The 22,154-nt window shown below is 60.9% G+C and carries 25 protein-coding genes, 1 other RNA gene and 1 riboswitch; of the genes, 17 read left to right on the top strand and 9 right to left on the bottom strand.

Annotated elements, in window-relative coordinates; translation table 11 throughout:
* The first annotated feature begins 10 nt into the window (after window positions 1-10).
* From A477_RS0108065 to A477_RS0108005, 14 genes are all read left to right on the top strand, one after another.
* On the top strand, window positions 11-1,234 hold the full coding sequence (locus A477_RS0108065) for a TadA family conjugal transfer-associated ATPase (RefSeq protein WP_026005445.1): 1,224 nt from the start codon (window positions 11-13) through the stop codon (window positions 1,232-1,234).
* On the top strand, window positions 1,234-2,088 hold the full coding sequence (locus tag A477_RS0108060; RefSeq protein WP_017198508.1) for a type II secretion system F family protein: 855 nt from the start codon (window positions 1,234-1,236) through the stop codon (window positions 2,086-2,088). Before A477_RS0108065 ends, A477_RS0108060 begins: the two co-directional genes overlap by 1 nt.
* Window positions 2,085-3,026 carry a type II secretion system F family protein gene (locus tag A477_RS0108055; protein ID WP_017198507.1) on the top strand — a complete coding sequence of 314 codons (942 nt, stop codon included), beginning with the start codon at window positions 2,085-2,087 and terminating at the stop codon, window positions 3,024-3,026. The genes A477_RS0108060 and A477_RS0108055 overlap by 4 nt, the downstream gene beginning before the upstream one ends.
* A 92-nt stretch (window positions 3,027-3,118) precedes the next feature.
* The gene (locus tag A477_RS0108050) at window positions 3,119-3,358 is read left to right on the top strand and encodes a hypothetical protein (RefSeq protein WP_017198506.1); all 240 of its coding nucleotides are present in this window, start codon (window positions 3,119-3,121) and stop codon (window positions 3,356-3,358) included.
* An 8-nt stretch (window positions 3,359-3,366) separates the two neighbouring features.
* A complete protein-coding gene (locus A477_RS0108045) occupies window positions 3,367-3,786 on the top strand; it encodes a TadE family protein (RefSeq protein ID WP_017198505.1) in 420 nt (139 codons plus the stop codon).
* Window positions 3,767-4,309: a hypothetical protein gene (locus tag A477_RS0108040; protein ID WP_017198504.1), complete on the top strand. Its 543-nt coding sequence runs from the start codon at window positions 3,767-3,769 to the stop codon at window positions 4,307-4,309. Before A477_RS0108045 ends, A477_RS0108040 begins: the two co-directional genes overlap by 20 nt.
* A complete protein-coding gene (locus tag A477_RS0108035; RefSeq protein ID WP_044568553.1) occupies window positions 4,306-4,761 on the top strand; it encodes a pilus assembly protein TadG-related protein in 456 nt (151 codons plus the stop codon). Before A477_RS0108040 ends, A477_RS0108035 begins: the two co-directional genes overlap by 4 nt.
* 69 nt (window positions 4,762-4,830) lie before the next feature.
* A complete protein-coding gene (gene prfB, locus A477_RS0108030) occupies window positions 4,831-5,949 on the top strand; it encodes a peptide chain release factor 2 (RefSeq protein WP_017198502.1) in 1,119 nt (372 codons plus the stop codon).
* 188 nt (window positions 5,950-6,137) lie between these two features.
* Window positions 6,138-6,902, top strand: a complete 765-nt coding sequence (gene ftsE, locus A477_RS0108025) for a cell division ATP-binding protein FtsE (protein ID WP_017198501.1) — start codon at window positions 6,138-6,140, stop codon at window positions 6,900-6,902.
* On the top strand, window positions 6,899-7,813 hold the full coding sequence (gene ftsX / locus A477_RS0108020; protein ID WP_017198500.1) for a permease-like cell division protein FtsX: 915 nt from the start codon (window positions 6,899-6,901) through the stop codon (window positions 7,811-7,813). Before ftsE ends, ftsX begins: the two co-directional genes overlap by 4 nt.
* Window positions 7,814-7,868: 55 nt before the next feature.
* On the top strand, window positions 7,869-9,284 hold the full coding sequence (locus tag A477_RS0108015) for a M23 family metallopeptidase (protein ID WP_017198499.1): 1,416 nt from the start codon (window positions 7,869-7,871) through the stop codon (window positions 9,282-9,284).
* A 75-nt stretch (window positions 9,285-9,359) separates the two neighbouring features.
* Entirely contained in the window at window positions 9,360-9,830 is a 471-nt protein-coding gene (gene smpB, locus A477_RS0108010) for an SsrA-binding protein SmpB (protein ID WP_017198498.1), read from the top strand.
* 97 nt (window positions 9,831-9,927) lie between these two features.
* Window positions 9,928-10,296, top strand: a transfer-messenger RNA (tmRNA) gene (ssrA, locus tag A477_RS22955).
* 174 nt (window positions 10,297-10,470) lie between these two features.
* The gene (locus tag A477_RS0108005; protein WP_017198497.1) at window positions 10,471-11,454 is read left to right on the top strand and encodes a S1C family serine protease; all 984 of its coding nucleotides are present in this window, start codon (window positions 10,471-10,473) and stop codon (window positions 11,452-11,454) included.
* Here A477_RS0108005 and A477_RS0108000 read toward each other — a convergent pair.
* Window positions 11,451-11,819, bottom strand: coding sequence for a hypothetical protein (locus tag A477_RS0108000; protein WP_237715751.1), 369 nt, complete (start codon window positions 11,817-11,819; stop codon window positions 11,451-11,453). The genes A477_RS0108005 and A477_RS0108000 overlap by 4 nt on opposite strands.
* Before the next feature lie 31 nt (window positions 11,820-11,850).
* On the opposite strand from A477_RS0108000, the gene A477_RS0107995 reads away from it, so the two are divergent.
* On the top strand, window positions 11,851-13,305 hold the full coding sequence (locus A477_RS0107995; RefSeq protein WP_017198495.1) for an MFS transporter: 1,455 nt from the start codon (window positions 11,851-11,853) through the stop codon (window positions 13,303-13,305).
* A 48-nt stretch (window positions 13,306-13,353) separates the two neighbouring features.
* On the opposite strand, the gene A477_RS0107990 is transcribed toward A477_RS0107995, so the two are convergent.
* The 7 genes from A477_RS0107990 to A477_RS0107960 all read right to left on the bottom strand — a co-directional run bounded on the left by A477_RS0107990 (window position 13,354) and on the right by A477_RS0107960 (window position 20,636).
* Window positions 13,354-14,067 (bottom strand): metal-dependent transcriptional regulator, encoded by a 714-nt coding sequence (locus tag A477_RS0107990; protein ID WP_017198494.1) that lies wholly within the window; start codon window positions 14,065-14,067, stop codon window positions 13,354-13,356.
* Between the two features lie 9 nt (window positions 14,068-14,076).
* Window positions 14,077-14,901: a class I SAM-dependent methyltransferase gene (locus A477_RS0107985; protein WP_044568568.1), complete on the bottom strand. Its 825-nt coding sequence runs from the start codon at window positions 14,899-14,901 to the stop codon at window positions 14,077-14,079.
* A 108-nt stretch (window positions 14,902-15,009) separates the two neighbouring features.
* A complete protein-coding gene (locus A477_RS0107980; RefSeq protein ID WP_017198492.1) occupies window positions 15,010-16,419 on the bottom strand; it encodes an aminotransferase class V-fold PLP-dependent enzyme in 1,410 nt (469 codons plus the stop codon).
* A 32-nt stretch (window positions 16,420-16,451) separates the two neighbouring features.
* Window positions 16,452-16,565: riboswitch (SAM riboswitch) on the bottom strand.
* 179 nt (window positions 16,566-16,744) lie between these two features.
* Window positions 16,745-17,557: a histidinol-phosphatase gene (gene hisN / locus A477_RS0107975; RefSeq protein ID WP_017198491.1), complete on the bottom strand. Its 813-nt coding sequence runs from the start codon at window positions 17,555-17,557 to the stop codon at window positions 16,745-16,747.
* Between the two features lie 56 nt (window positions 17,558-17,613).
* Entirely contained in the window at window positions 17,614-18,729 is a 1,116-nt protein-coding gene (gene rsgA / locus A477_RS0107970; RefSeq protein ID WP_017198490.1) for a ribosome small subunit-dependent GTPase A, read from the bottom strand.
* 2 nt (window positions 18,730-18,731) lie between these two features.
* Complete coding sequence (aroA, locus tag A477_RS0107965) at window positions 18,732-20,114, bottom strand: 3-phosphoshikimate 1-carboxyvinyltransferase (protein WP_017198489.1); 1,383 nt, start codon at window positions 20,112-20,114, stop codon at window positions 18,732-18,734.
* Window positions 20,115-20,120: 6 nt separating this feature from the next.
* A complete protein-coding gene (locus tag A477_RS0107960; protein WP_017198488.1) occupies window positions 20,121-20,636 on the bottom strand; it encodes a DoxX family membrane protein in 516 nt (171 codons plus the stop codon).
* Between the two features lie 181 nt (window positions 20,637-20,817).
* Between A477_RS0107960 and A477_RS0107955 the strand changes: the two genes are divergently transcribed.
* Window positions 20,818-21,612 (top strand): sigma-70 family RNA polymerase sigma factor, encoded by a 795-nt coding sequence (locus A477_RS0107955; protein WP_017198487.1) that lies wholly within the window; start codon window positions 20,818-20,820, stop codon window positions 21,610-21,612.
* Window positions 21,609-21,869 carry a mycothiol system anti-sigma-R factor gene (rsrA, locus tag A477_RS0107950; protein WP_017198486.1) on the top strand — a complete coding sequence of 87 codons (261 nt, stop codon included), beginning with the start codon at window positions 21,609-21,611 and terminating at the stop codon, window positions 21,867-21,869. Before A477_RS0107955 ends, rsrA begins: the two co-directional genes overlap by 4 nt.
* Before the next feature lie 101 nt (window positions 21,870-21,970).
* Here the strand turns inward: rsrA and A477_RS24070 are convergent, their stop codons facing one another.
* A complete protein-coding gene (locus A477_RS24070) occupies window positions 21,971-22,045 on the bottom strand; it encodes a 50S ribosomal protein bL37 (RefSeq protein ID WP_369299106.1) in 75 nt (24 codons plus the stop codon).
* Between the last annotated feature and the right edge of the window lie 109 nt (window positions 22,046-22,154).

Below are 22,154 nucleotides of genomic sequence, written 5' to 3'. Positions count from 1 at the left end.
GGGGAAAGATGTGGATGCTGTAAGAATCGTCGAGGGAGAAGTCCGCGAACTCATACGACGCCGCGGGCTGGATCCGCTGGAACAAACAAAGGATGTTCGGCTTCTCGTAGATGAGGCCGTCAACGATTACGACGAGCGGGCACTCCTTAGCCCCCTGCCTTCACTCGGACACCTCGAGGCCGCCCGACAACACATCTTTGATGCCGTTGCGGGATTTGGGCCGCTGCAGCCGCTCTTGGATGATGCGGGAATCGAAGAGGTATGGATCAATGCGCCGCACGAGATCTATGTGGCCCGCAATGGGGAATCCGAGCTGACGGCCGTAACGCTCAGCGATCAGCAAGTGCGGGATCTCGTGGAAAGGATGCTCAAGAGCTCGGGGCGCCGTTTGGATCTCTCGTCCCCCTTCGTTGATGCGGCACTTCCCGACGGATCCAGGTTGCACGTAGCGATCCCGGACATCACCCGTAAGCACTGGGCTGTCAACATCCGGAAGTTTATCGCGCGGGCAAACCGACTTGAACACCTCGTGGAGCTTGGAAGCCTGACGCCCCAAGCCGCCAGATTCCTTGGCGCGGCCGTAGCCAGCGGGCTCAACATCCTGGTGTCGGGAGCAACCGAGGCGGGGAAGACAACTATGCTGAACTGCCTTGCCGCAAGCATAGGTTCCCGTGAACGTGTCATCACGGTTGAGGAGATCTTTGAATTGCAGCTCCCGCTTCGCGACGTAGTCGGGTTGCAATGCCGCCAGGCAAATCTCGAAGGTGAAGGGGAAATCCCGTTGCGGCGGCTGGTTAAGGAAGCGCTTCGGATGCGTCCGGATCGCTTGGTAGTCGGAGAGGTCCGCGAAGCCGAAAGCCTCGATATGCTGATCGCCCTGAATTCCGGGTTGCCGGGGATGTGCACCGTGCATGCCAACTCTGCACACGATGCCGTCACGAAGATCTGCACGCTACCACTCTTGGCGGGAGCGAATATCTCCAGCGCTTTCGTAGTACCCACAGTGGCATCCTGCATCGATCTCGTGGTGCACTGCGGCCGACACTCAACCGGGCGTAGGCAGGTAACCGAAATTCTTTCTTTGGGGCGCAGGGTCGAAAACGGGATCATCGAGTCCACTGGTGTCTTTGGCATGGTTGCAGGTCAGTTGCAGCCTAAGGCAAACTCCATGCCGGCAGCGGAAAAGTTTGCCCGGGCAGGCTTTGACGTGGCTGCCCTCCTGGAGTTGAACTGATGGCGCCGTTGCTTGGCATCGCGTGTGGCTTGGGAGTGTTCCTCGTTTGGTGGTCCGCATGGGTCGCGCCACCGGTTGAATCGAGAAGAAACAAGCCCCGTCGCTTGGATCTCCTTCTGATGTCAGCAGGGATCGAAAAAGTAACGGGCGGCGGACTCCTTGCCACCTGCGCCGGCTTCGGATTGTTTGCGCTGCTGGCATTCTACGTTCTGACAGGATCGCCGCCGATTGCCGCGTGTTTTGCGATATTCGGTTCCTGGCTTCCGTTCGCGGCTGTCCGCTGGCGGGCCCGGAAGCGCAGGACTGCGCTCCGGCAGCTGTGGCCGGATGTGGTGGACCACTTGCGGTCAGCGATTCGTGCGGGCCTTGCACTGCCGGAGGCGTTGATTCAGCTGGGACACAATGGACCGGAGGAGCTAAGGGAATTGTTCCTGGACTTTGGAGCCGACTATAGAGCCGCCGGAAATTTTGAGGCGGCGGTGAACAGACTGAAGGATCGGCTGGCAGACCCTATAGCCGACCGCATCATCGAGGCCTTGCGAATGACCCGCGAAGTGGGCGGTTCGGACCTTGGGCGCATGCTGGGAACCCTTTCGATGTTCCTGCGTGACAGTGCCCGGACGCGCAGTGAGCTTGAGGCCCGGCAGTCATGGACCATCAATGCTGCCCGGCTTGCTGTAGCTGCTCCCTGGATAGTTTTGGTGGTCATGGCGAGCCGGGCCGAAGCCATGACGGCTTTCAACTCCGGCATGGGCGCGGTGGTATTGCTGGGAGGGCTGCTGATCTCAGTTTCTTGCTACTCCGTGATGCTTCGCGTTGGAGCCCTGCCAGAGGATGAGCGGGTTTTTCGATGAACACCTCCATTGCTTTCGCCGTGTTGTGCGGCCTGTTCCTGGGCGCCGGATGCTGGTTAATGCTGGTGCGGCTCCCGTTCATGCGGCCACCGACATTCTCTGACCGCATTGAACCGCAGTTGAAGTCGCGGAACCTCGATTCGCGTCTTCTCCGAGCGCCAACACAGAACCTCACGCCGTTCGGTCCGTTGGAACGGATTCTTCGCCCCATCGTTCGCGATGCAATCGTCGCCATGTCCCGCTTCAATCCCGGTTTCACAGCCCTGGGCAAGAGGCTTGCCCGTGCCGGATCTACCAAATCAACATTGGATTTCCGGGCTGAGCAACTTCTGTGGGCCAGCGCCGCTTTCGTGCTCGCTGTCCTCGTGGTTATCGCAGGTGCGACCTCCGGGCGATTCAGTCCGGCTGTCTCTTGTATCGCAGTCATTGGAAGCGCGGTGGGAGGTTACCTGCTTCGCGATTATGTGTTGGGACTGAGGATCAAACGGAGGGAATCAAGGATGTTGGCTGAGTTTCCCAGCCTCGCGGAGCTAATGGCGCTCGCTGTTGCTGCGGGAGAGAGCGCGATGGGCGCAATGGACAGGGTGAGCCGCAGCTCAAATGGTGAACTGTCCGGGGAGTTTGCCACAATCCTGGCGGATACACGGTCGGGGAAACCGCTGACGGAAGCACTACAGGCCTTTTCATCAAGGGCGGAATTGCCGCCCTTGGTCAGGTTCATTGACGGTCTGGTGGTTGCTGTTGAACGTGGAACGCCCCTCGCGGACGTCCTGCGGGCGCAAGCGGCAGACGTCCGCGACGCCGCACAGCGGGAACTCATGGAGTCTGCGGGCAGAAAAGAGATCGCCATGATGGTGCCGCTTGTCTTCGGCGTGCTTCCTCTTACCGTAGTCTTCGCTGCTTTCCCGGCCATTGCGGCTCTGCAAATGAGCCTTTAGCGCACTGCCATCAATCTGTCCTATCCGACCTTTCCGTACTTTCAACCGGCGACACTATGTCAGTGCCTCCAGGAAACACATTGGGGAAAACCATGAAACGAGTTACAAACAAATTGTCCGCTGTATCTTTCCCTCGGCTTTGCTCCTCATGGTTGCTCGTGGGCATCGCTCTGAGGGCGATGCCCCACAGGGAAGATCGCGAGCGCGGTGACGTGCCTGGTTGGGTGATGATCACCTTAATGTCAGCGATCCTCGTGGCTGGACTACTCGCCATCGCCACACCGGCGTTGGGCGATCTCTTCAATCAAGCAATGAGCAAGGTGGGCAAGTAGGACACGGGATGGACCATAAAAGCCTTGTAGGTGACCGTCTCAATCCGGGCGTTGGGCATATGAATGAGCGCGGATCAGCGGTTGTCGACTTCGTGTTGGTTGGCGCCTTGCTGACCTTGTTTTTCATGTCGATTGTTCAGCTGATGCTAGTGCTGCACGTTCGGAACACGCTCATTGATGCTGCCGCTTCCGGAGCGGGATACGGGGCGTTGTCGGATCGAACGTCCGCGGACGCCCGTGCCCGGACTGCCGAGTTGATTGGTGCCGCGTTGAGCGGTGATTTTGCCCGCGATGTCACATCGACTGAAATCACGATGGATGGGATCCGAACCTTGGAAGTGACAGTGAGGGCACCCCTGCCGGTGGTTGGCCTGATCGGCCCCGCCCAAACCTTGGAGGTCAAGGGTCATGCAGACCTCCCGGGGTGACACGCCAAGGTCACTACTCGGCGGCTTCCGGCTTAGGCTGCGGGCGGCCTTGTGCTTACGGGCGGAGCCGCTTGGGACAGCAACGACTTACGCTCCCCATCAGGAACAGGAAACCCAAGGGGGCAACGCCACAGTGGAATTCACCTTCCTGGCGTTGCTGCTCATGGTCCCCGTCGTCTATTTCGTGGTGACTGTAGGCCAGATTCAGGGCGGATCGTTTGCTGTAGTTGGTGCTGCTGACCAAGCAGCGAAAGTCTTCGTGACGCAACGGGATCCCGGCAGCGCAAGGATTGCCGCGGAGCGCAGTGTTCTTGTGGCCCTCAGGGACCACGGTCATGAAGCTGGGAAGGCCAGTATCACCTTCGAGTGTGATCGTGAGAATTGTTTGGCGGCCGGCGCAACCGTAACCGTGACCGTGCGCCTGGACGTGTCTTTGCCCTTGATCCCATTTGGGGACGTATTGCAATTGCACGCAAGCCGGCTCAGTGCTTCAGCATCGCAGGTTGTAGGGCGTCACCAATGACAGTAGTGACATCGAATGGGCACCCGCGGGAGGATGGACAGTTATCGGTTCTCATCCTGGGGTTCGTGCTGTTGTCGCTCCTCCTGGCTTCGGTGGTCATGGGAGCTTCAGCCATGTATCTGGAGCGCAAGAAGCTCTTGTCCCTGGCTGACGGAGCGGCTCTCGCGGCCGCAGATTCTTTCACTGTGGGGGATACCGGGGGAAGCAGTACTCCTTCCACATCCCTGGTGGATGCAAGGGTGGTGGCAGCAACCGGCTCCTACCTCGATGCCAGCAACGCCTTTTCCCGCCATGACCAGCTGGCTGTGGCAGCAGGTACGGGAAGCGAGCCGGGCGGTACTGCAGTTGTGGTCCTCACCGCCGTAGCGCATCCGCCGGTGATCAGCTTTTTGCTCCCCGAAGGGGTTCTCATTGAGGCGAGGTCAACGGCCCGTTCCCGGCTGACCCAGTGAGCGCGTCCCCATAGGCAGAGGGGAGGACGCCCTCTGGGAGGTCGACGGATAGCGTACGCTGGGAAGATCATGGCTGAAATTGATTTTCCCGCGGAAATCCGCGCACTTCGAGCAACGTACAGCTCAATCGAGAACGTCACCGATGTTGATGCCTTAAAGGCGGAGATCGCTGAGCTGAGCGAGCAGGCAGGGGCTCCGGACCTTTGGGATGATCCTGCTTCTGCACAGGTGATCACGTCCCGGTTGTCGCACCGGCAGTCCGAAGTTGAGCGGCTATCCAAGCTCGCTTCCCGGATTGATGATCTCGAAGTCCTGGTGGAACTAGGCCAGGACGAGGGCGATGAGGATTCGATGGCGGAAGCGGCCAAAGAACTTTCCTCTATCCGCAAGGCGCTGGCGGAACTTGAGATTACAACCCTTTTGTCGGGTGAGTATGACGAACGCGAAGCTGTAGTGACCATTAGGGCGGGAGCCGGCGGCGTTGATGCTGCCGACTTCGCTGAGATGCTGATGAGGATGTACCTGCGTTGGGCCGAGCGCCATGGCTACCCGACCACTGTGATGGATACGTCCTATGCCGAAGAAGCCGGTCTGAAATCGGCCACCTTCGAAGTCAAGGCACCTTACGCCTTTGGCACGTTGAGCGTTGAAGCCGGAACCCACAGGTTGGTTCGCATCAGTCCTTTTGATAATCAAGGGCGCCGTCAGACATCCTTCGCAGCGGTGGAAGTCATCCCGTTGATCGAGCAAACAGACTCCATCGAGATCCCGGACAACGAAATCCGAGTGGACGTCTTCCGGTCCTCCGGCCCGGGAGGCCAGTCGGTCAATACAACTGACTCCGCGGTGAGGCTGACCCACATCCCTACGGGCATTGTGGTCTCAATGCAGAATGAGAAATCGCAGCTTCAGAACCGGGCGGCCGCCATGCGCGTACTCCAGTCCCGATTGCTGCTGGTTAAGAAGGAACAGCAGGACGCGGAAAAGAAGGCATTGGCCGGAGACGTCAAAGCGTCCTGGGGCGACCAAATGCGTTCCTACGTGCTCAATCCCTACCAGATGGTCAAGGACCTGCGAACGGAACATGAGGTGGGCAACACCTCGGCGGTGCTTGACGGCGACATAGATGATTTCATCGACGCCGGCATTCGCTGGCGTACCGGCAACCGAAACGCAGCGGCCAACTAGCAAGCGGTTAATGTGCCCGGGGCCACACGCTGGTCAGGATTCCGCGACACGCCCCTGAAAGCCCGGGAATAGCGGCTGACCCGTGCGTATAGTCGAGTGGCCGGTGCTCTCACTTCCCCCATCGAAAGCCCGCGCTCCGGCTGTTGGACTGGGCAACTATGTCATGTCCGGCGGGGTTCTAAAGGGCCATGATCAGATTTGAGAATGTCACCAAGGTCTACGAGCAGAATGCCCGACCGGCGCTCGATTCTGTGAGCCTTGAGATCAACCGCGGCGAATTCACCTTCCTGGTGGGCGCTTCAGGATCAGGCAAGTCCACCTTCCTGCGGTTGATCCTGAAAGAGGACAAAGCCTCGTCCGGATCGGTTTACGTCGCTGGCCAGAATGTTGCCAACATTTCGAGCTGGCGCGTCCCGAAGCTCCGGCGCGGAATCGGCGTTGTCTTCCAGGACTTCCGGTTGCTCCCTCAGAAGAACGTTTTCGCGAACGTAGCATTCGCGATGCAGGTGATCGGCAAAAGCCGCTCGATTATCAGGGAGACGGTACCTGAGGTCTTGAAGACGGTTGGCCTTGAGGGCAAGGAACGCCGCATGCCTCATGAACTTTCCGGTGGTGAGCAGCAGCGTGTGGCGATCGCCCGCGCCGTCGTAAACCGCCCCGGCATTTTGCTGGCGGACGAACCGACCGGAAACCTTGACCCCATCACCTCGATGGGAATCATGGGCGTCCTGGACAAGATCAATCAGAACGGCACCACGGTAGTGATGGCAACCCACGACGACGACATTGTCAATGAAATGCGCCGCCGCGTGGTGGAGCTCAAGAACGGCAAGGTCATTCGCGACGAAGCCAAGGCGCTGTACACCTCCATGATTCCCGTGGTTGGCGAATCGCGCCGGCTGCGCGATGCCAGCGGGGAAGAACTCAACCGTGCGCAGGGGGCACAGCTGTGAGGCTTTTGTTCATCCTGGGGGAAATCGGTGGTGGCCTGCGCCGGAACCTCTCCATGGTAATTTCCGTAGTCTTGGTGACTTTTGTTTCCCTGACGTTCGTTGGTGCGGCCGGCATGCTGCAGATGCAGATCAACCAGATGAAGGGCTACTGGTACGACAAAGTCCAGGTAGCAGTCTTCCTTTGTAATGACGGTTCGACGGCGGTGGGTTGCGCCTCGGGTTCGGCCACCAAGGAACAGCAGGACAATCTGCAGGCAATGCTCGAATCCCCGGCAATCAAGCCGTACATCAACGATTTCCAGTTCGAGTCCCAAGCCGAGGCGTACACACACTTCAAGGAGCAGTTCTCCAACTCTCCGATTGTGGATTCCGTATCTGAGGACCAGTTGCCGGCCTCGTTCCGGATCAACATGAAGAACCCCGAAAAATACGAAATCATCAGTGAGACGTTCTCCTCGCAACCGGGTGTTGAAACGGTCAGTGACCAACGGCAGGTGCTCGAGCGCATATTTTCCTGGATGAACGGGGCGTCGGTCGCGGCCATAGGCGTGGCGGCGGTGATGATTTTCTGTGCGGTCCTCTTGATCACCACCACCATCCGGTTGTCGGCATTCAGTCGACGGCGGGAGACAGGGATCATGCGGCTGGTTGGTGCGTCAAAGACGGTGATTCAACTGCCGTTCATCCTGGAAGGTGTAATAGCTGCCGTTGTGGGTGCGCTACTGGCCTCCGTTACGCTCTGGCTTATGGCCCACTTCTGGCTCAACGGCGACTTGTCGAGGCAGTTCCTCAACACCCCGTTCATCTCGTCCACGCAGGTCCTGGTGATCGCCCCGGTGCTGATTGCCCTTGGCGCGGGTCTTGCCGGTATCTCTTCCCTCTTGACTCTCCGGCGTTACCTGAAGGTCTAACCGTGAACGCCCTGACTGAAACAACGGCCATGCTGACAAGCGAAAAGGAATCCTGATGACCACGTTGGACCCGAACCCCCTGCGCCGACGCCTTGCGTCGGGCCATGCTCGGTTTCTGGGGGCGGTTCTTGCTGTTGGCCTGGCCGTCAGTCTCCTTTCAGGCGCTCCAACAGCCCAGGCAGACAGCCTTGAGGACCAGCAGGCTGCACTGGAAGCAGAAGCGGCCCGGGTCCAGGCTTCGCTCGAGTTTGTCGACTCAAACATCGCAAAGGCTGCCGGTGACCTGGTGATTTACCAGGGCCGGCTTCCCGGTGCACAGCAGGCTCTGCTTGAGGCGCAGGGCCGGGTGGCGAGTGCGGTGAAGGAAGTCGAGGCACTTGCTGCCAGGGTTGAGCTTGCCCAGCAGAACAAGGCCAAAATTACGGAGCAGCTGGAGAGCGATAAGCAGAAGATCACGGACACCAAGAAGCTGATCGGACAGATCGCCTCCCAGGCCTACAAGTCCGGTGGAGTTCCCACGAATATCGCCCTGTTGTTCGGCTCCAGTGAATCCGGAAGCCTGACCGAGTCCATGGATTTGGCTGACCAGGCCATGCGCAGCCAAAACGCGGCGATGACCAAACTCACCCAGCAGAACGCCACCAACGTGAACTCCCAGGCGAGGCTTGTTGCTGTCGAGGAAGAAATCCAGGACCTGAAGGCCAAGGCGGACGCCGCGCTTGAACGGGAAAAGTCAGCAAGGGACGAGGCGGCGAGCAGGAAAGCCGAAGTCGACAAGCTGATTGAAGACACTACACGTCTCAATGGACAACTGCAGGCTGCTAAGCCGGGCATCGAAGCCAACCTTGCCCGGGTGAAGGCCGAACAGAATACAGTCGCCGCCGAAATCGTGGAGCGTGACCGGAAGCTGAGGGAAGCCTGGGAAGCAGAACAGCGCCGGATTGCCGAAGAGGCTGCCGCTGCGGCAGCTGCTGCAGCCGCAGCCCAAGGAAGGCCTGCACCTCCGGAACCGCCATATTCTCCTCCGCCGGCTGGTTCGCCGTCAGCGTTCGGTCTTCGTCACCCCTTTGCAAGTGCTGTCCCCATCACGTCCGGATTTGGCTGGCGGGCGACGCCACCAGGGACCATCGACTTCTATGGCACCGGTGGTTACATGCACACCGGCATTGACTTCGGCGCGGCATGTGGCACGCCGGTCTATGCGGCGGCGGCAGGGGAGGTCTTCAACTCGGGCTGGAACTCTGCCGACGGCGGCGGATGGCGGGTAAAACTGTCCCACGGTGTGGTGCAAGGCAACTCGCTGACCACCATCTACTACCACAACAGCAGCATTGTCGTAGCGAACGGTCAGCAAGTATCGGCGGGGCAACTCATCGCATACTCAGGCAGCACGGGTAACTCGACAGGTTGCCACGCGCACTTCGAAACCTGGCTCAATAGTGCCGCAGTCGACCCCATGACTCTCCTCTAGCGTGCAGATAGCGCGCAGAGGATGTATCGGCTGGCGTACACTAGTTGAAATCCGCATCTAACAAGGAGTTCTACCGTGCCCAAGGAAAGTGGCCGTAAGGTAGTGGCCACCAATCGGAAGGCCCGGCATAACTACCATGTCCTGGACACCTATGAGGCAGGCATTGCACTCATGGGAACAGAGGTGAAGTCCCTCCGTGAAGGCCATGCCTCCATGGTTGATGGCTTCTGCACCTTCTACAACGACGAACTGTGGATGGAGGGCATCCACATCCCTGAGTATCACCAGGGGAGCTGGACCAACCATGCTGCACGTCGCCGTCGTAAGCTCCTGCTGCACCGCGATGAACTGGACAAGATTTCGCAGAAAATTCGCGAGTCCGGCTTTACCGTTGTGCCGCTACAGCTCTACTTCCTGGACGGCCGGGCCAAGGTGGAAATTGCTATCGCCCGAGGCAAGAAGGATTACGACAAGCGCCAGACGCTCCGCGAGCAGCAGGACAAGCGTGAGTCGTTGCGTGAGTTGCGGGAACGCAACCGACGCTAGGCAGCGTGTCTCCGGGGAATGATCTGCCGGATGGATGCGTTATGATAGGTAGTCCGACATGGGTTTAAAACTCTTGTTGGGTTTGATAACAAAATACGGGGATGATCGGTTTCGACGATGTTAGTCGCGACAGGTGAAGCGGGCCGAGGATGCAGAATTATCTCGTAAACGCTGTCTGCAAACCAATAAGTGCCGAATCTAAGCGCACTGACTTCGCTCTCGCTGCCTAAGCAGTAAGACAGTCCGTCAGCCCGGGGTTGCTATCGCCCCGGTTCCTGGCGTCATTTAGATAGCCACTGCTGTTTGCCTTCGTCATTGAGGTAAACGGGACTCTTAGATGACTGGGCCCGGATCAGCCACCTGTTCGCAGGATGGCTGGGGCCGAGAAAATCCGACGCGAACTGCGCCCGGAGAAGCCCTGACAAAACGACATCGGACGGGGGTTCAATTCCCCCCATCTCCACCCCGGAAAGCCCTCGGATCTTCGTGATCCGGGGGCTTTCTTTTTGCAGCAGGCGCGAACGTTCACCCACGGCGTAGCAACTTCCGGACTACAGGCAACTGCATGGCAGTTGTACAGGGTAGACGCGTCGCCGAAGGGTAGCGGTGAAGCGCGGCGGACGTTGGCAGGAGGCGCGAGATGACGACAGACCAGGCTTTCGAAGAACAGGCGTCAGACGACGACGGAGCTTTGGACGCGTATTCACAGATTGTCATACGGGTTGCCGAGTCGGTGACACCCCACGTCGCTGCAATCGAAATGACGAGTACAGACCGCCGCGGACGGGTCCGCGGCGGAAGCGGGTCAGCAGTGGTCTTCACCGGCGACGGATACATGCTGACCAACGCCCACGTGGTGGCAGGCATCGAGTCCGGTCGGGCCGTTTTCGCGGATGGCAAGCAGACTGAGGTTAAGCTGGTGGGCGCAGATCCCCTCTCCGACCTCGCCGTGGTCCGTGGCGTGAAGTCAACCCCGCCTCCGGCATTGCTGGGCAACGCTGAAACCTTGCGGGTGGGCCAACTGGTGATCGCCGTGGGGAATCCGCTCGGTTTGGCCGGTTCGGTAACTGCCGGCGTGGTGAGCGGGTTGGGGCGTTCCATACCCGTAAGGGCGGGCGAACACAGGCGGGTGATTGAGGACGTCATTCAAACTGATGCTGCGCTCAACCCAGGGAACTCCGGGGGTGCACTGGCCGATACGAGGGGACGCATCGTGGGAATCAACACCGCCGTTGCGGGTCTTGGGCTGGGGCTGGCAGTACCCATCAACACCACAACCCAGCGCATCATCGCGGCGCTGCTGAGGGACGGCCGCGTTCGCCGGGCTTACCTGGGCTTGGTGAGCACGCCGATACCACTGGACGTCAGTGCGGTGGTGAGGACGGGGCAGAAGGAAGGCCTGCGAGTGGTGGAGGTCATTGCGGGCTCGCCAGCCGAGTTGTCAGGGCTCCAAGCGGGGGATGTGGTGCTGCGTGCGCAGGATCGTGCGGTGTCCAGTGCTGAGAGTTTGCAGAAATTGCTTTTTGCCGAGGCTATCGGCCAGCCGTTCCCGCTGACGGTGCTCCGGGAGGGAAAAGTACTGAAGCTCACTGCCGTGCCATCCGAAATGAGCCAGCTGGCCTAGTCCTCGCGAACGTCCACAACGCCGATGAACCGGCTTCCCACGCCTTCATATTCGCTGCGGACATCGCCGAGGAACAGTTCGGGAAGTTCGCTGTTCCGGTGGGTTCCACAGAACACGAAGGAAAAGTCCGGCCACCATTTCTTGGGGCGAACGGCCTCGGTGTATCCGCAGACAGCACAAGTCAGGTGGACCCAGACGGGTCGCTTGCCGGTGCGGTTGGCCCGTGACTGTACCAACCACGCCGGAGGGTTGTCCTGGATATCCCTGAGCTCGGCCTCGGAGAGGCGGGACGGAATGCCGTGGCGTTGGGCCATTTCCATCGAAATATCAAGGGCCAATGCGGCATCACGTCTGCTAATCACCATTCAACGATACGGGACTTCCCGGGCGTAGGCTTTGCACATGACTGACGCTGCGGTCCTGACGCCGAGTACCCCGCTTCAAAAGCGTGTCCTTGTGGTGGCAATCGTGGCTTCTTTCATAGCAATCCTGGATGGTTTTGTGGTGAATCTCGCACTGCCGGCCATCGGAAGGGAATTGGGTGGCGGTCTGGTCATTCAACAGTGGGTGGTGGACGCCTACCTGCTCACTCTGGGGGCATTGATCCTGGTTGCCGGCTCGCTATCTGACCATTTCGGCAGGGCCAGGATCCTTGAATGGGGGCTGGCCGGTTTTGCCGTGACCTCGGTGATGTGCGGCCTCGCGTGGACCGGCGAAGTGCTGGTAGTTTCCCGGGCACTTCAAGGAATCGCCGGCGCCCTCCTGGTTCCGAGTTCGCTCGCCATGATCATCTCGTCGTTCACCGGCCCGGCACAGTCAAAAGCCATCGGGCAATGGTCGGGTTGGACGAGCGCTGCGGCCATTGTGGGACCACTGATCGGCGGCATCGCTGTGGACCTGCTTTCATGGCGTGTGATTTTCTTCATCAATGTCATCCCCGCTGTTGCCATCTGGCCAATGCTTGCACGCCTGCGGGCGTCGGACGCGGCGAGGGACAAGAGCAAACGCATCGACTACCTGGGAGCTTTCCTTGCCATGGTTGGCTTGGGCGGGCCGGTGTATGCCTTCATCGAACAGGGGAGGATGGGGTGGGGGAGCGCCCAGGTGTGGGTCCCACTTGTGGTGGGTGTGGTTGCGATGGTGCTGTTCCTCTTCCACGAGGCCCGGACTGCTGAGCCCATGTTGCCGCTGCGACTCTTCAGTATCCGCAATTTTGCCTGGGGTAATCTCGCTACACTGTCCATCTATGCCGCCATCTCCCTGGGCTTCTTCGTGTTGGGCATTTACCTGCAGCAGGTAGGCGGCATGGGCGCCACCGTGGCGGGCATGGCGCTGCTTCCCGGCACAGTCATCCTCATGCTGGGTGCGTCCTACTTTGGTGGCCTCGCCGGAAAGTACGGCCCAAGATGGTTCATGACGGTAGGCCCTCTACTTTGTGGTGCGGGCTTTCTGATGTCGTTGACTGTCCAGGAGCCGCTCAACTACTGGACGCAGGTGTTGCCGGGGCAGATAGTCTTTGGCCTTGGCCTGGCGACGTTGGTTGCGCCCCTCACGGCGGCCATTCTGGGCGCCGTGCCCTCGGAGGAGGCCGGGATTGGTTCGGCCGTGAACAACGCTGTTGCCCGTATAGCGGGTCTGATCTCCATCGCCTTCGCAGGGGTGATTGTGGGGCCGGCCTTCACCCGGGAGGGACTGTACAACGCTTTGCTGGTGACTGCGGGCCTGTTCCTGTTCGGGGCACTGGCCTCCGCCGTCGGAATCCGGAATCCTGTCCGGGAGGCTGCGGCGGCCGCCGTCAGCGAACCGAATACCGCGTCCGACGACGGCGGTGCGGGCGGGCAGCCAAGCTGACCTGATTCGCGCCTGGGCTAATGGGGCCTGGGCTTGTCGGGTTCGGGCTTATCGGGCTGGAAGGATGCAGCCTTCGTGCGTCTCCGCGCTTTGGACCCAAAGAGCTGAAGTGACTTCGTCCGCGAGGTCGAACTCGCGGCCTTTTGCGCCGCTGCCGATGCGCACTACCAAAGCCCCTCCGAAGGGTTTGCGGCCCACCACTTCAACAGGCGCGTCCAAGGAAATCTCTTCCGAGGCAAGGTATCGCAGGAGGTCCGGGTTCTCGTCGCTGATTCGCGTGATCCTGCCTGAATGACCCTGATCCAGTTCAATCATCCGGTAGGCGTGAGGCAAGTCGACCGAACCATCGGCCGAAGGAATCGGATCTCCGTGAGGGTCCCGGACAGGATGTCCAAGCTTGGCCGACATCCGCTCAATGAACGTATCGGACACAGCGTGTTCCAACATTTCGGCTTCGTCGTGGACCTCGTCCCAGCTGTAGCCGAGTTCATCCACCAAGTACGTCTCAATCAGGCGGTGCCGGCGCACCATGGACAGCGCTAGCCGCATGCCCTGAGGGGTCAGCCTGATGGCGCTGTACGGTTGGTGGTCAACCAGGCCTTGGTCCTTGAGCTTGCGCACCATCTCAGACACGGAGGAGTTAGCCACCCCCAGGCGCTGGGCAAGCTGGGACGACGTAATTGGTTTGTCCTGCCACTCCGTGTAGGAGTAGATGACCTTGACGTAGTCCTCGATCGAGGAGGAGGGCGTACTGGTCTTCACACCCCAAGCCTACCGTGGCGTTGTACCTTGAACCTTGACTGCCCGCCAGGTCTGCGTCATGTAGGGCAACCCGATGGTTTCACCAGGGGCATGGCCGAGGTGTTCGTGGAGGTACCACTCCAGGTTGGCCATGACTTTTGCGCGGGTGGCGTCGTTGGCGCGGAGATAGTAGCTGCGCGACTTGGTCAGTTCCATGATGTCCCCCGGCGTCAGGGCATCCTCCCACCGGGTCAGGTGACGTTCCAAACCTTCAAACTCCGGGCCGATGACTGGCCGGAATCCGGGCTTGTGGACATCGCCTGCATGCATGATGCGCGAAAGACGGTGAACCCACGGAAGTGAAGTGTCCAGTTGATTCCAGATCAGTCCCAAGATCCCATGGGGCCGCAGGATCCGCGCGATCTCCGTGCTCGCTGCCAAGGGCTCGCACCAGTGCCAGGCCTGGGCAACGCTGACGACGTCGAATGCTGAGTCCGTCAGTCCAGTTGCCTCGGCTGTTCCCTCCAGCGCATTGACCTGGGGGTGGGCTTTTCGCAATTGCTCCAACATGTCCGTGGAAGGATCGACGGCGGTGACGGCCAGGCCGCGTTCTACGAGGAGTGCCGTGAACTTTCCCGTGCCGGCTCCGAGATCGGCTGCGGACTGCGCTCCAGGAGGAAGCAGCCAGTCCACGGAATCGGCCGGATAGCCGGGTCGCACGCGGTCATAGTGTTCGCCGCCGTCCTGGAAGCTCTGACCGAGTTCATGCCGGCGGGAGGCATGCAGCCTCGGACCACGCGGCCCGGCTGGTCCGGGAGTGCGTGGCTGTCCGCTGGAGGCAGCCGGTGAACGCAGGGCCACGAAAAGCTCCTTCACAGGGTCACTGAAAGTACCCTATGAATTTACCGCAGTGCTTCTGGTCCGCAGTGTTCCTAGTCCAGTGTTCCTAGTCCCGCAGTGTTCCTAGTCCACAGTGCAGGGAGCTGCGCCCGCAGTGCCGGGAGTGTTCGGAGCCCATTCGGGGTAGCTGCGATGGTCGTTTGCAGGAACCCAACGACCCTCGTCCACTACGTAGTCCCAGCCCAGTCCGTCGCGCTTGAGTCCTTCGATGCCGGCGAGCAGCCTGGCGGCGTCCTCCAACCGGGAGCCGACGCCGAAGCTGGCACGCAGGGACCCGGAGGGGAGCCCGAGGCGCTTGAGGAGGGGGTGGGCGCAGAACCGGCCATCACGGAGGCCCACGCCGTGCTCGGCCGCCAGGTAAGCCGCAACCAGTCCGGCGTCGAATCCTTCTACAGAGAAGTTGACCACACCGATGGTGTCCAGGGAGTCAGCGAAGATCTTGTGGACGGTCACGCCATCGATGGCCTCCAGGCCGTTCACCAAGTACGAGCGGATGGCGGACTCGTGGGCGTGCCACGCGTCCTGGTCCAGGCCTGCGAGGACTTGAGTGGCCCGAGCAAGTGTCGCGGCACCCAGCACGTTGGGGGAGCCGCCCTCGTGGCGTGCCGGGCCCGCGGCCCAGCTGACGGAGTCCAGGCGCGCTTCGCGTACGGCGCCGCCTCCGGCAAGGTGCGGTATGCCGGCGTCGAGCCAGTCCGGACGACCCACCACGACACCCGCACCGAAGGGGGCGTAGAGCTTGTGTCCGGAGAAGACTATGTAGTCGACGTCCGCCTCGGTGATGTTGATCCGGCGATGCGGTGCGAGCTGAGCTGCGTCCACCACGATCCGGGCGCCGTATTCGTGGGCAAGGGAAGCGAGGCGGGCGATCGGTAGGATCTCCCCGGTCACGTTCGAGGCGCCGGTCACGGCCAGGAGGCTGACCCCGCCCTGGGCAAGTTCGGCCTCCAGCTTGTCCAGCGTTTCGGCCAGGGTTGGTGCTGCGACGACGCTGCGGTGCGGGACTCCCTGCCACGGCAGCAAGTTGGCGTGGTGTTCGATGTCCAAGTACAGGACCTCGCCCGCAAATTGGCCATCCACCTGCGGGAGGCATCCGGCCAGGAGGTTCAAGGAGTCCGTGGTGTTCCGGGTGAAGATCACTGAGTCATCAGCCCGCCCGCCGACGAAATCACGGACGATGTTCCGCGAGTTCTCGTACACCGACGTGCTGATTTGGGAGGCATACCCGGCGCCCCGGTGAACGCTGGCGTAGTAGGGCAGGACCTCGTTGAGGTAGGCCGAAACGATGGTCAAAGCCGGAGCCGATGCGCCGTAGTCCAAGTTTGCGTAGCGGACGTGGCCACCCTGAATGAGCGGAGCCTGCAGCTCAGCGCCAGTGACCGCGGCAAGCGGACGCGCAGCCGGGGTTGTCTCTGCCGCGGATTCTTCAACAAAGGACGGAATGGTGTTGGGGTTGAACGTGACAGTGCTCATGGAACCTCACTCAAGAGGGACCCCCATAGGGGGATCCGCGCTTGCCGCATCCGTTCCGGACCGGCCGGGTCGTCACCCGGGGCACCCCACCGCGAATGGAGGGTTGCCGGCCAGCAAACCGGGGTTTAGCGCTGGCACTCGTGACCTGTAAAAAAGGTTATGGCACGTCCGGGGAAGCTTCCAAAGCCGCTGCCTTTTGTTAAGCCCTTTGTTACGTCGAATGGGAAATCCCCTCATCGCCGAATAAAAAACGGCGGAGACCCCCAAAAGGGGTCATCCGCCGTCGAAAATTTTGCCCGCTGTGTGGTGGCTGGGCGCGGAAAATTTAGAGAAGGTCGTCCAACCCGGGGTTGAGGCGCTTCAGGACCTCGGAGTGCAGAATCGAGTTGGTTGCCAGGGCGTTACCGCCAAACGGACCGTCTTCGCCTTCCAAGGATGTGAAACGGCCGCCTGCCTCTGTGACAATCGGGACGAGTGCTGCCATGTCGTAGAGGTTCAGTTCAGGCTCGCAGGCAATATCCACGGCACCCTCGGCTACCAGGCAATACGACCAGAAATCACCGTAGGCGCGTGTCCGCCAGACGTCTTCGGTCAGCCCCAGGAATTCATCCAGGTTGCCGCGTTCCTTCCACCCCGAAAGGCTGGAATATGACATGGAGGCATCGGCCAGGCGGGAAACGTTGGACACCTTGAGCCGCGTTGCCGAGGCGAGGGAGCGGCCCATGTAGGCGCCCATGTCCTTCGCAGCCCACCAGCGCTTGCCCAGCGCAGGCGCACTCACTACGCCCACCACAGGTTCCCCTTCATCCACGAGGGCGATCAACGTTGCCCACACCGGGACGCCGCGGACGAAGTTCTTGGTTCCGTCGATGGGATCGATGATCCAGCGACGTGAACCGTGACCGCTGCTGCCGAACTCCTCGCCCAGGACCGCGTCCCGCGGACGCGAGCGGGACAGCTGACCGCGGATTGCTTCCTCAGCTGCCTTGTCAGCGTCAGTGACAGGTGTGAGGTCGGGCTTGGTTTCGATCTGCAGGTCCAGTGCCTTGAAGCGATCCATGGTCTGGGCGTCGACTGAATCGGCGAGGACGTGCGCCAGGCGCAGGTCATCGTTGTAGGTGGAAACGGGATGGGTCATGCCACCAAACTATCCTGAATCGTTCGCTGCATTGGGGACGTGAAGCAGACAACGAATCAGTTGACGGTGCCCAGTTCCTTGGTCTCTTTCGCTTCGAGCCTTGGGTCTGCACCCAACAGTCGGCGCAAGGAGGCCAACCGGGCCACTCCTGAAGGCCCTGCGTGGCCATCGTTCACCCATGCATCCAGCCCGCAATTGGTGGCGGTGGCACCGTGCTTGCAGCCACGGTCGCAGGTCTCCGTGCCGGGCTCCAGGTCAGGGAACGAGTGCAGTATCCGGTCCGGATCCACATGCGCCAAGCCAAAGGAGCGGATGCCGGGAGTATCGATGATCCAGCTGCCGGACGGTGCATCGTCGAGCTTCAATGCCAACGCCGAGGATGATGTGTGCCTTCCCCGGCCCGTCACCGCGTTGACGCCACCAGTGGCGCGCTCTGCGCCGGTCAGTGCGTTGACCATGGTGGATTTACCCACGCCGGAGTGGCCGAGCATGACGGTGACTTTTCCACCCAGGTGCGAGCGGAGTTGGGATACGGCGTCCTTGTCCAGCCGGGCTGATAGGCCGTCATCGGAACGGGCATCGATGCCTCCGGCATCGGAGTCAGCGGTTCGGCTGATGATCACGGGGAAGTCCAAGCTCAGGTAATTGGCCAGGAGTTCCGCCGGGTCCTTCACATCCGCCTTGGTGATGAGCAGCAACGGCTCGATGCCGGCGTCGTACGCTGCAACCAAGGCGCGATCAATGAATCCGGTACGTGGCTCCGGGTTGGCCGCCGCAACAACCACCACGAGTTGATCGGCGTTGGCGACAACCACCCGTTCGATGGGGTCCGTGTCGTCGGCACTGCGGCGCAGGAGCGTCTTCCGCTCTTCCACGCGGACCAGGCGTGCCAAGGTATCGGGAGACCCTGAGACGTCACCCACCAATGCGACGAAGTCACCGGGGACAACGGGGTTGCGACGCAGTTCGCGGGCGCGGGCTGCGATGACGATGCGTTCGTCGGCGGAATCTTCGCCCACAATTGCCCTGTACCGTCCGCGGTCCACGGTGATGATTCTGCCTATGACGGCGTCATCGTGGCTGGGGCGATCCTTGGTGCGGGGCCTGGATCCTTTTTTGCTGGGACGGATCCGGACGTCGGATTCGTCCCACGAGCGTGCGTCACGGCCCATGGTTAGTTGCTGGCCTCATCAGGATCGGTGTTGGCATCAGTTGGCTGAAGCATTGCGTCCCACATTTTTGGAAAGTCCGGCATGGTCTTCGACGTCGTGGCGATGTCCTCAACCTGTACGCCTTCGACGACGAGCCCCAGGATCGCCCCGGCAGTGGCCATGCGGTGGTCTGCGTAGCTGTGGACCACGCCGCCGTGAAGGGCCGCAGGGCGGATCACCAAGCCATCGGCGGTCTCTTCAGCGTCGCCCCCGAGGCCGTTGATTTCGGCAACCAGCGCGGCGAGCCTATCAGTTTCGTGTCCGCGAAGGTGGGCAATACCGGTGAGCCGGGAGGGTCCGCTGGCCAATGCGCACAGCGCGGCAACAGTGGGTGCCAATTCGCTTGTTTCGTCGAAGTCAGCGCCCTTGATTTCTGCCCCGCCGGTCACTGTCAGTGTTCCGTCCTGGAAGGTTACTTCTGCTCCCATGGTGGTCAGGATGGTTCGCCACTGGTCGCCCACTTGTGTTGTGCCAGCCGGCCAATTGGGGATGCGGACGGTGCCACGTGTGGCCAGCGCAGCGGCGAGGAAAGGCCCTGCGTTGGAAAGGTCTTGTTCGATGCGCTGGTCAAAAGCGCGGATAGGCCCCGGAGAGACGCGCCAGTGGTTGGGCACGGAATCGTCCACGACGACGCCGACGCTGCGGAGCACTTCCACGGTCATGGTGATGTGGTCCAAGCTGGGCACGGGCTTGCCCACGTGTTCCAGATGCAAGCCCTCTGTGAAGCGGGCACCCACCAGCAATAACGCGGAAACGAACTGCGATGAAGCGCTGGCGTCGATCACCAGGTGGCCGCCCCGGACCTGGCCGGTACCCTCTACGGCGAAGGGAAGGGACGACGGCGTCCTGCCGCCATCTGCTGCCACCGGAACGCCGAGGGCGATCAACGCTTCGATGATGGTTCCCATGGGCCTGTTGCGGGCGTGGGGATCGCCGTCGAAGACGGTAACGCCTTGACGCAATGCAGCCAACGGGGGGACGAACCGCATCACAGTTCCGGCCAGCCCGCAGTCAATTGCCGTTTCAGCCCCCGATGCGGCGGGATCCATGGGCGTTATTTCCAGGTCCGGTCCGAAGGAACCGTCCCCGGGTACCTCGGTGACGGTTGCCCCCAACTGGCGGAGGGCCTGGATCATGAGCGCAGAGTCGCGGGAATGAAGGGGCGCCCGCAGCCGTGAGGGACCATCCGCCAAAGCCGCCAAAACCAAGAACCTGTTGGTCAGCGACTTTGAACCAGGGACCGTCACCGTTGCGTCCACGGGCCCCTTGGCATGCGGGGCAGGCCACAGTGGCAGCATGGTGGCGGCTTTGGTTGATTCGGGGTTTGTGGCGGTGGTACCGGTCATGCTTCCTTATGCTCCAACTGCGTTGTCAACGGCTTTGCGAACGGCTTTGTCTGCACGCTTGATCTGCTTGCCCGTCACCTTTTTGGCGTCGGCAGCCAGGTGCTCCGCCCGCCAGGCAATGCTGGGCCGGCCCGCCGTATCAACAGAGGCAAGGAGCACGCCACCGGTGAGGGAAATGTTCTTCAACAACTGGGCCTTGCGGGCACTTCGGCCTTCCTTCGTGCTGATATCGGCGGACCGCCACTCCACGTAGGAGTTCAAGGCCGAGGTCACAGCCAAAACCGTGGCGGCAAAACGGGAGAGCTTGCCGAGCCCGAGCAAGGCTCCGGCCCCCAACTGCGCCCCGCCGATGACGCGCGCCAGGGTCTTTTCATCAGCTTTGAAGGGCAGGGATTCCGAGGCTCGGCGAAGGACTGGCGAGAGTTGCTTCGCAGTGTCGTCCGCGTTCCTGAGCTTATCCAGCCCTGCGACGACGAAGCTGGACGCGAGCATGGGACGTGCGAGAAAACGGATAACAGACATGTCTTGCCTCCTGGATGGCTTGCCACATTAGTTCGATAAGTGTTGTGTTCAAGGGGTGCAGTCTGCTCTAGTCTTGCACTTTTGCGGAATATTTACCCAGCAGCAGCCGTTGTGAACTTCAGGTGCGGCGGAGACCGGACTGCGGCATTGTGCTTGCCGCCTGTTGAACGGAGTTGGTTTTTTGACTTTGGTTAAGGACCGGGTGGTTCTACCGGAGCCCGTGTATGGGATGCAGCCGGAATCCCGGCAGCTGACAGTAGACTTGGCAACGATGAGCACCACTGAACCGGCCGCAGCGGCCATGTACCAGGCAACCGGCGCGGACGACCCGGCGGCTGTCACCGACGTCGATCCTGCTACGGAAACTCCAGAACAGCGGCGGGCGCGCTTTGAGCGCGACGCCATGCAGTACGTGGACCAGCTGTATTCGGCAGCCATGCGGATGGCGCGCAACCCATCCGATGCCGAAGATCTGGTTCAAGAGGCTTATACCAAGGCGTTTTCCGCCTTTCACCAGTACAAGCCGGGGACCAACCTCAAAGCCTGGTTGTATCGCATCCTGACCAACACGTACATCAACCTTTATCGGAAGCGGCAGCGTGAGCCGCTGCAGTCCAACTCGGACACGATCGAGGATTGGCAGTTGGCGAAGGCAGAGTCGCATACTTCGGCCGGTTTGCGGTCCGCGGAGACTGAGGCTCTTGACCACCTCCCTGATTCCGACGTGAAGAACGCCTTGCAGTCGATCCCGGAGGAGTTCCGGCTGGCCGTCTACTTCGCGGATGTTGAAGGGTATGCGTACAAGCAAATTTCAGAAATTATGAACACCCCGATCGGCACGGTCATGTCACGGTTGCACCGCGGCAGGAAGATGCTGCGGGACATGCTGGCGGATTACGCCGCCGAACGGGGCTTCAGGGCCCAAACCGAAGATCAGGCCACGGCCGGAAGCAACAATCAGGAGAAAGAGAAATGAGCGACTGCCAGGGATTGGGCGATTGCGACGATACGCGAATGCAGCGGATCTACGAGTACCTCGACGGTGCGCTGACCCGTGAGGATTTAACCGAGATCAAGCAGCACCTGGACTCCTGCGAGGAATGTGCCGAGCAGTATGACCTTGAGTGCCTCATTCGCACCATGGTCAAGCGATCATGCACTGAGTCCGCCCCCGAGAACCTGAAGAACTCGATTCTTGACCGGATTCACTCCATCAAGCCTGTGGACGCCTGATTCGGCTCCCATTCAACTTATGAGGCTTAACTTCGAAGGCCCCGGAAACCGCATGGTTTCCGGGGCCTTCGCTTTTAAGCCTGTGACGCTAAGCCGATGGCTTAGGTGTTGGGACGCTTGCCGTGGTTCGCGCCGCCGCGCTTACGGTCACGACGCTTACGTGCACGCTTGCTCATAGCTGGCCTCCTTCAAGGATTGATACTCAATAAAGCTGCCCTCCAGTTTCGCACATCCGGGTGCTGCGCCGCGAACCGGGCGGGTGTTGGCATGTTCGGAGCCAACGGA

It is taken from the genome of Arthrobacter sp. M2012083 (assembly GCF_000281065.1).
GTDB lineage: Bacteria > Actinomycetota > Actinomycetes > Actinomycetales > Micrococcaceae > Arthrobacter.
This window is presented reverse-complemented; position numbering and strand designations above follow the sequence as displayed.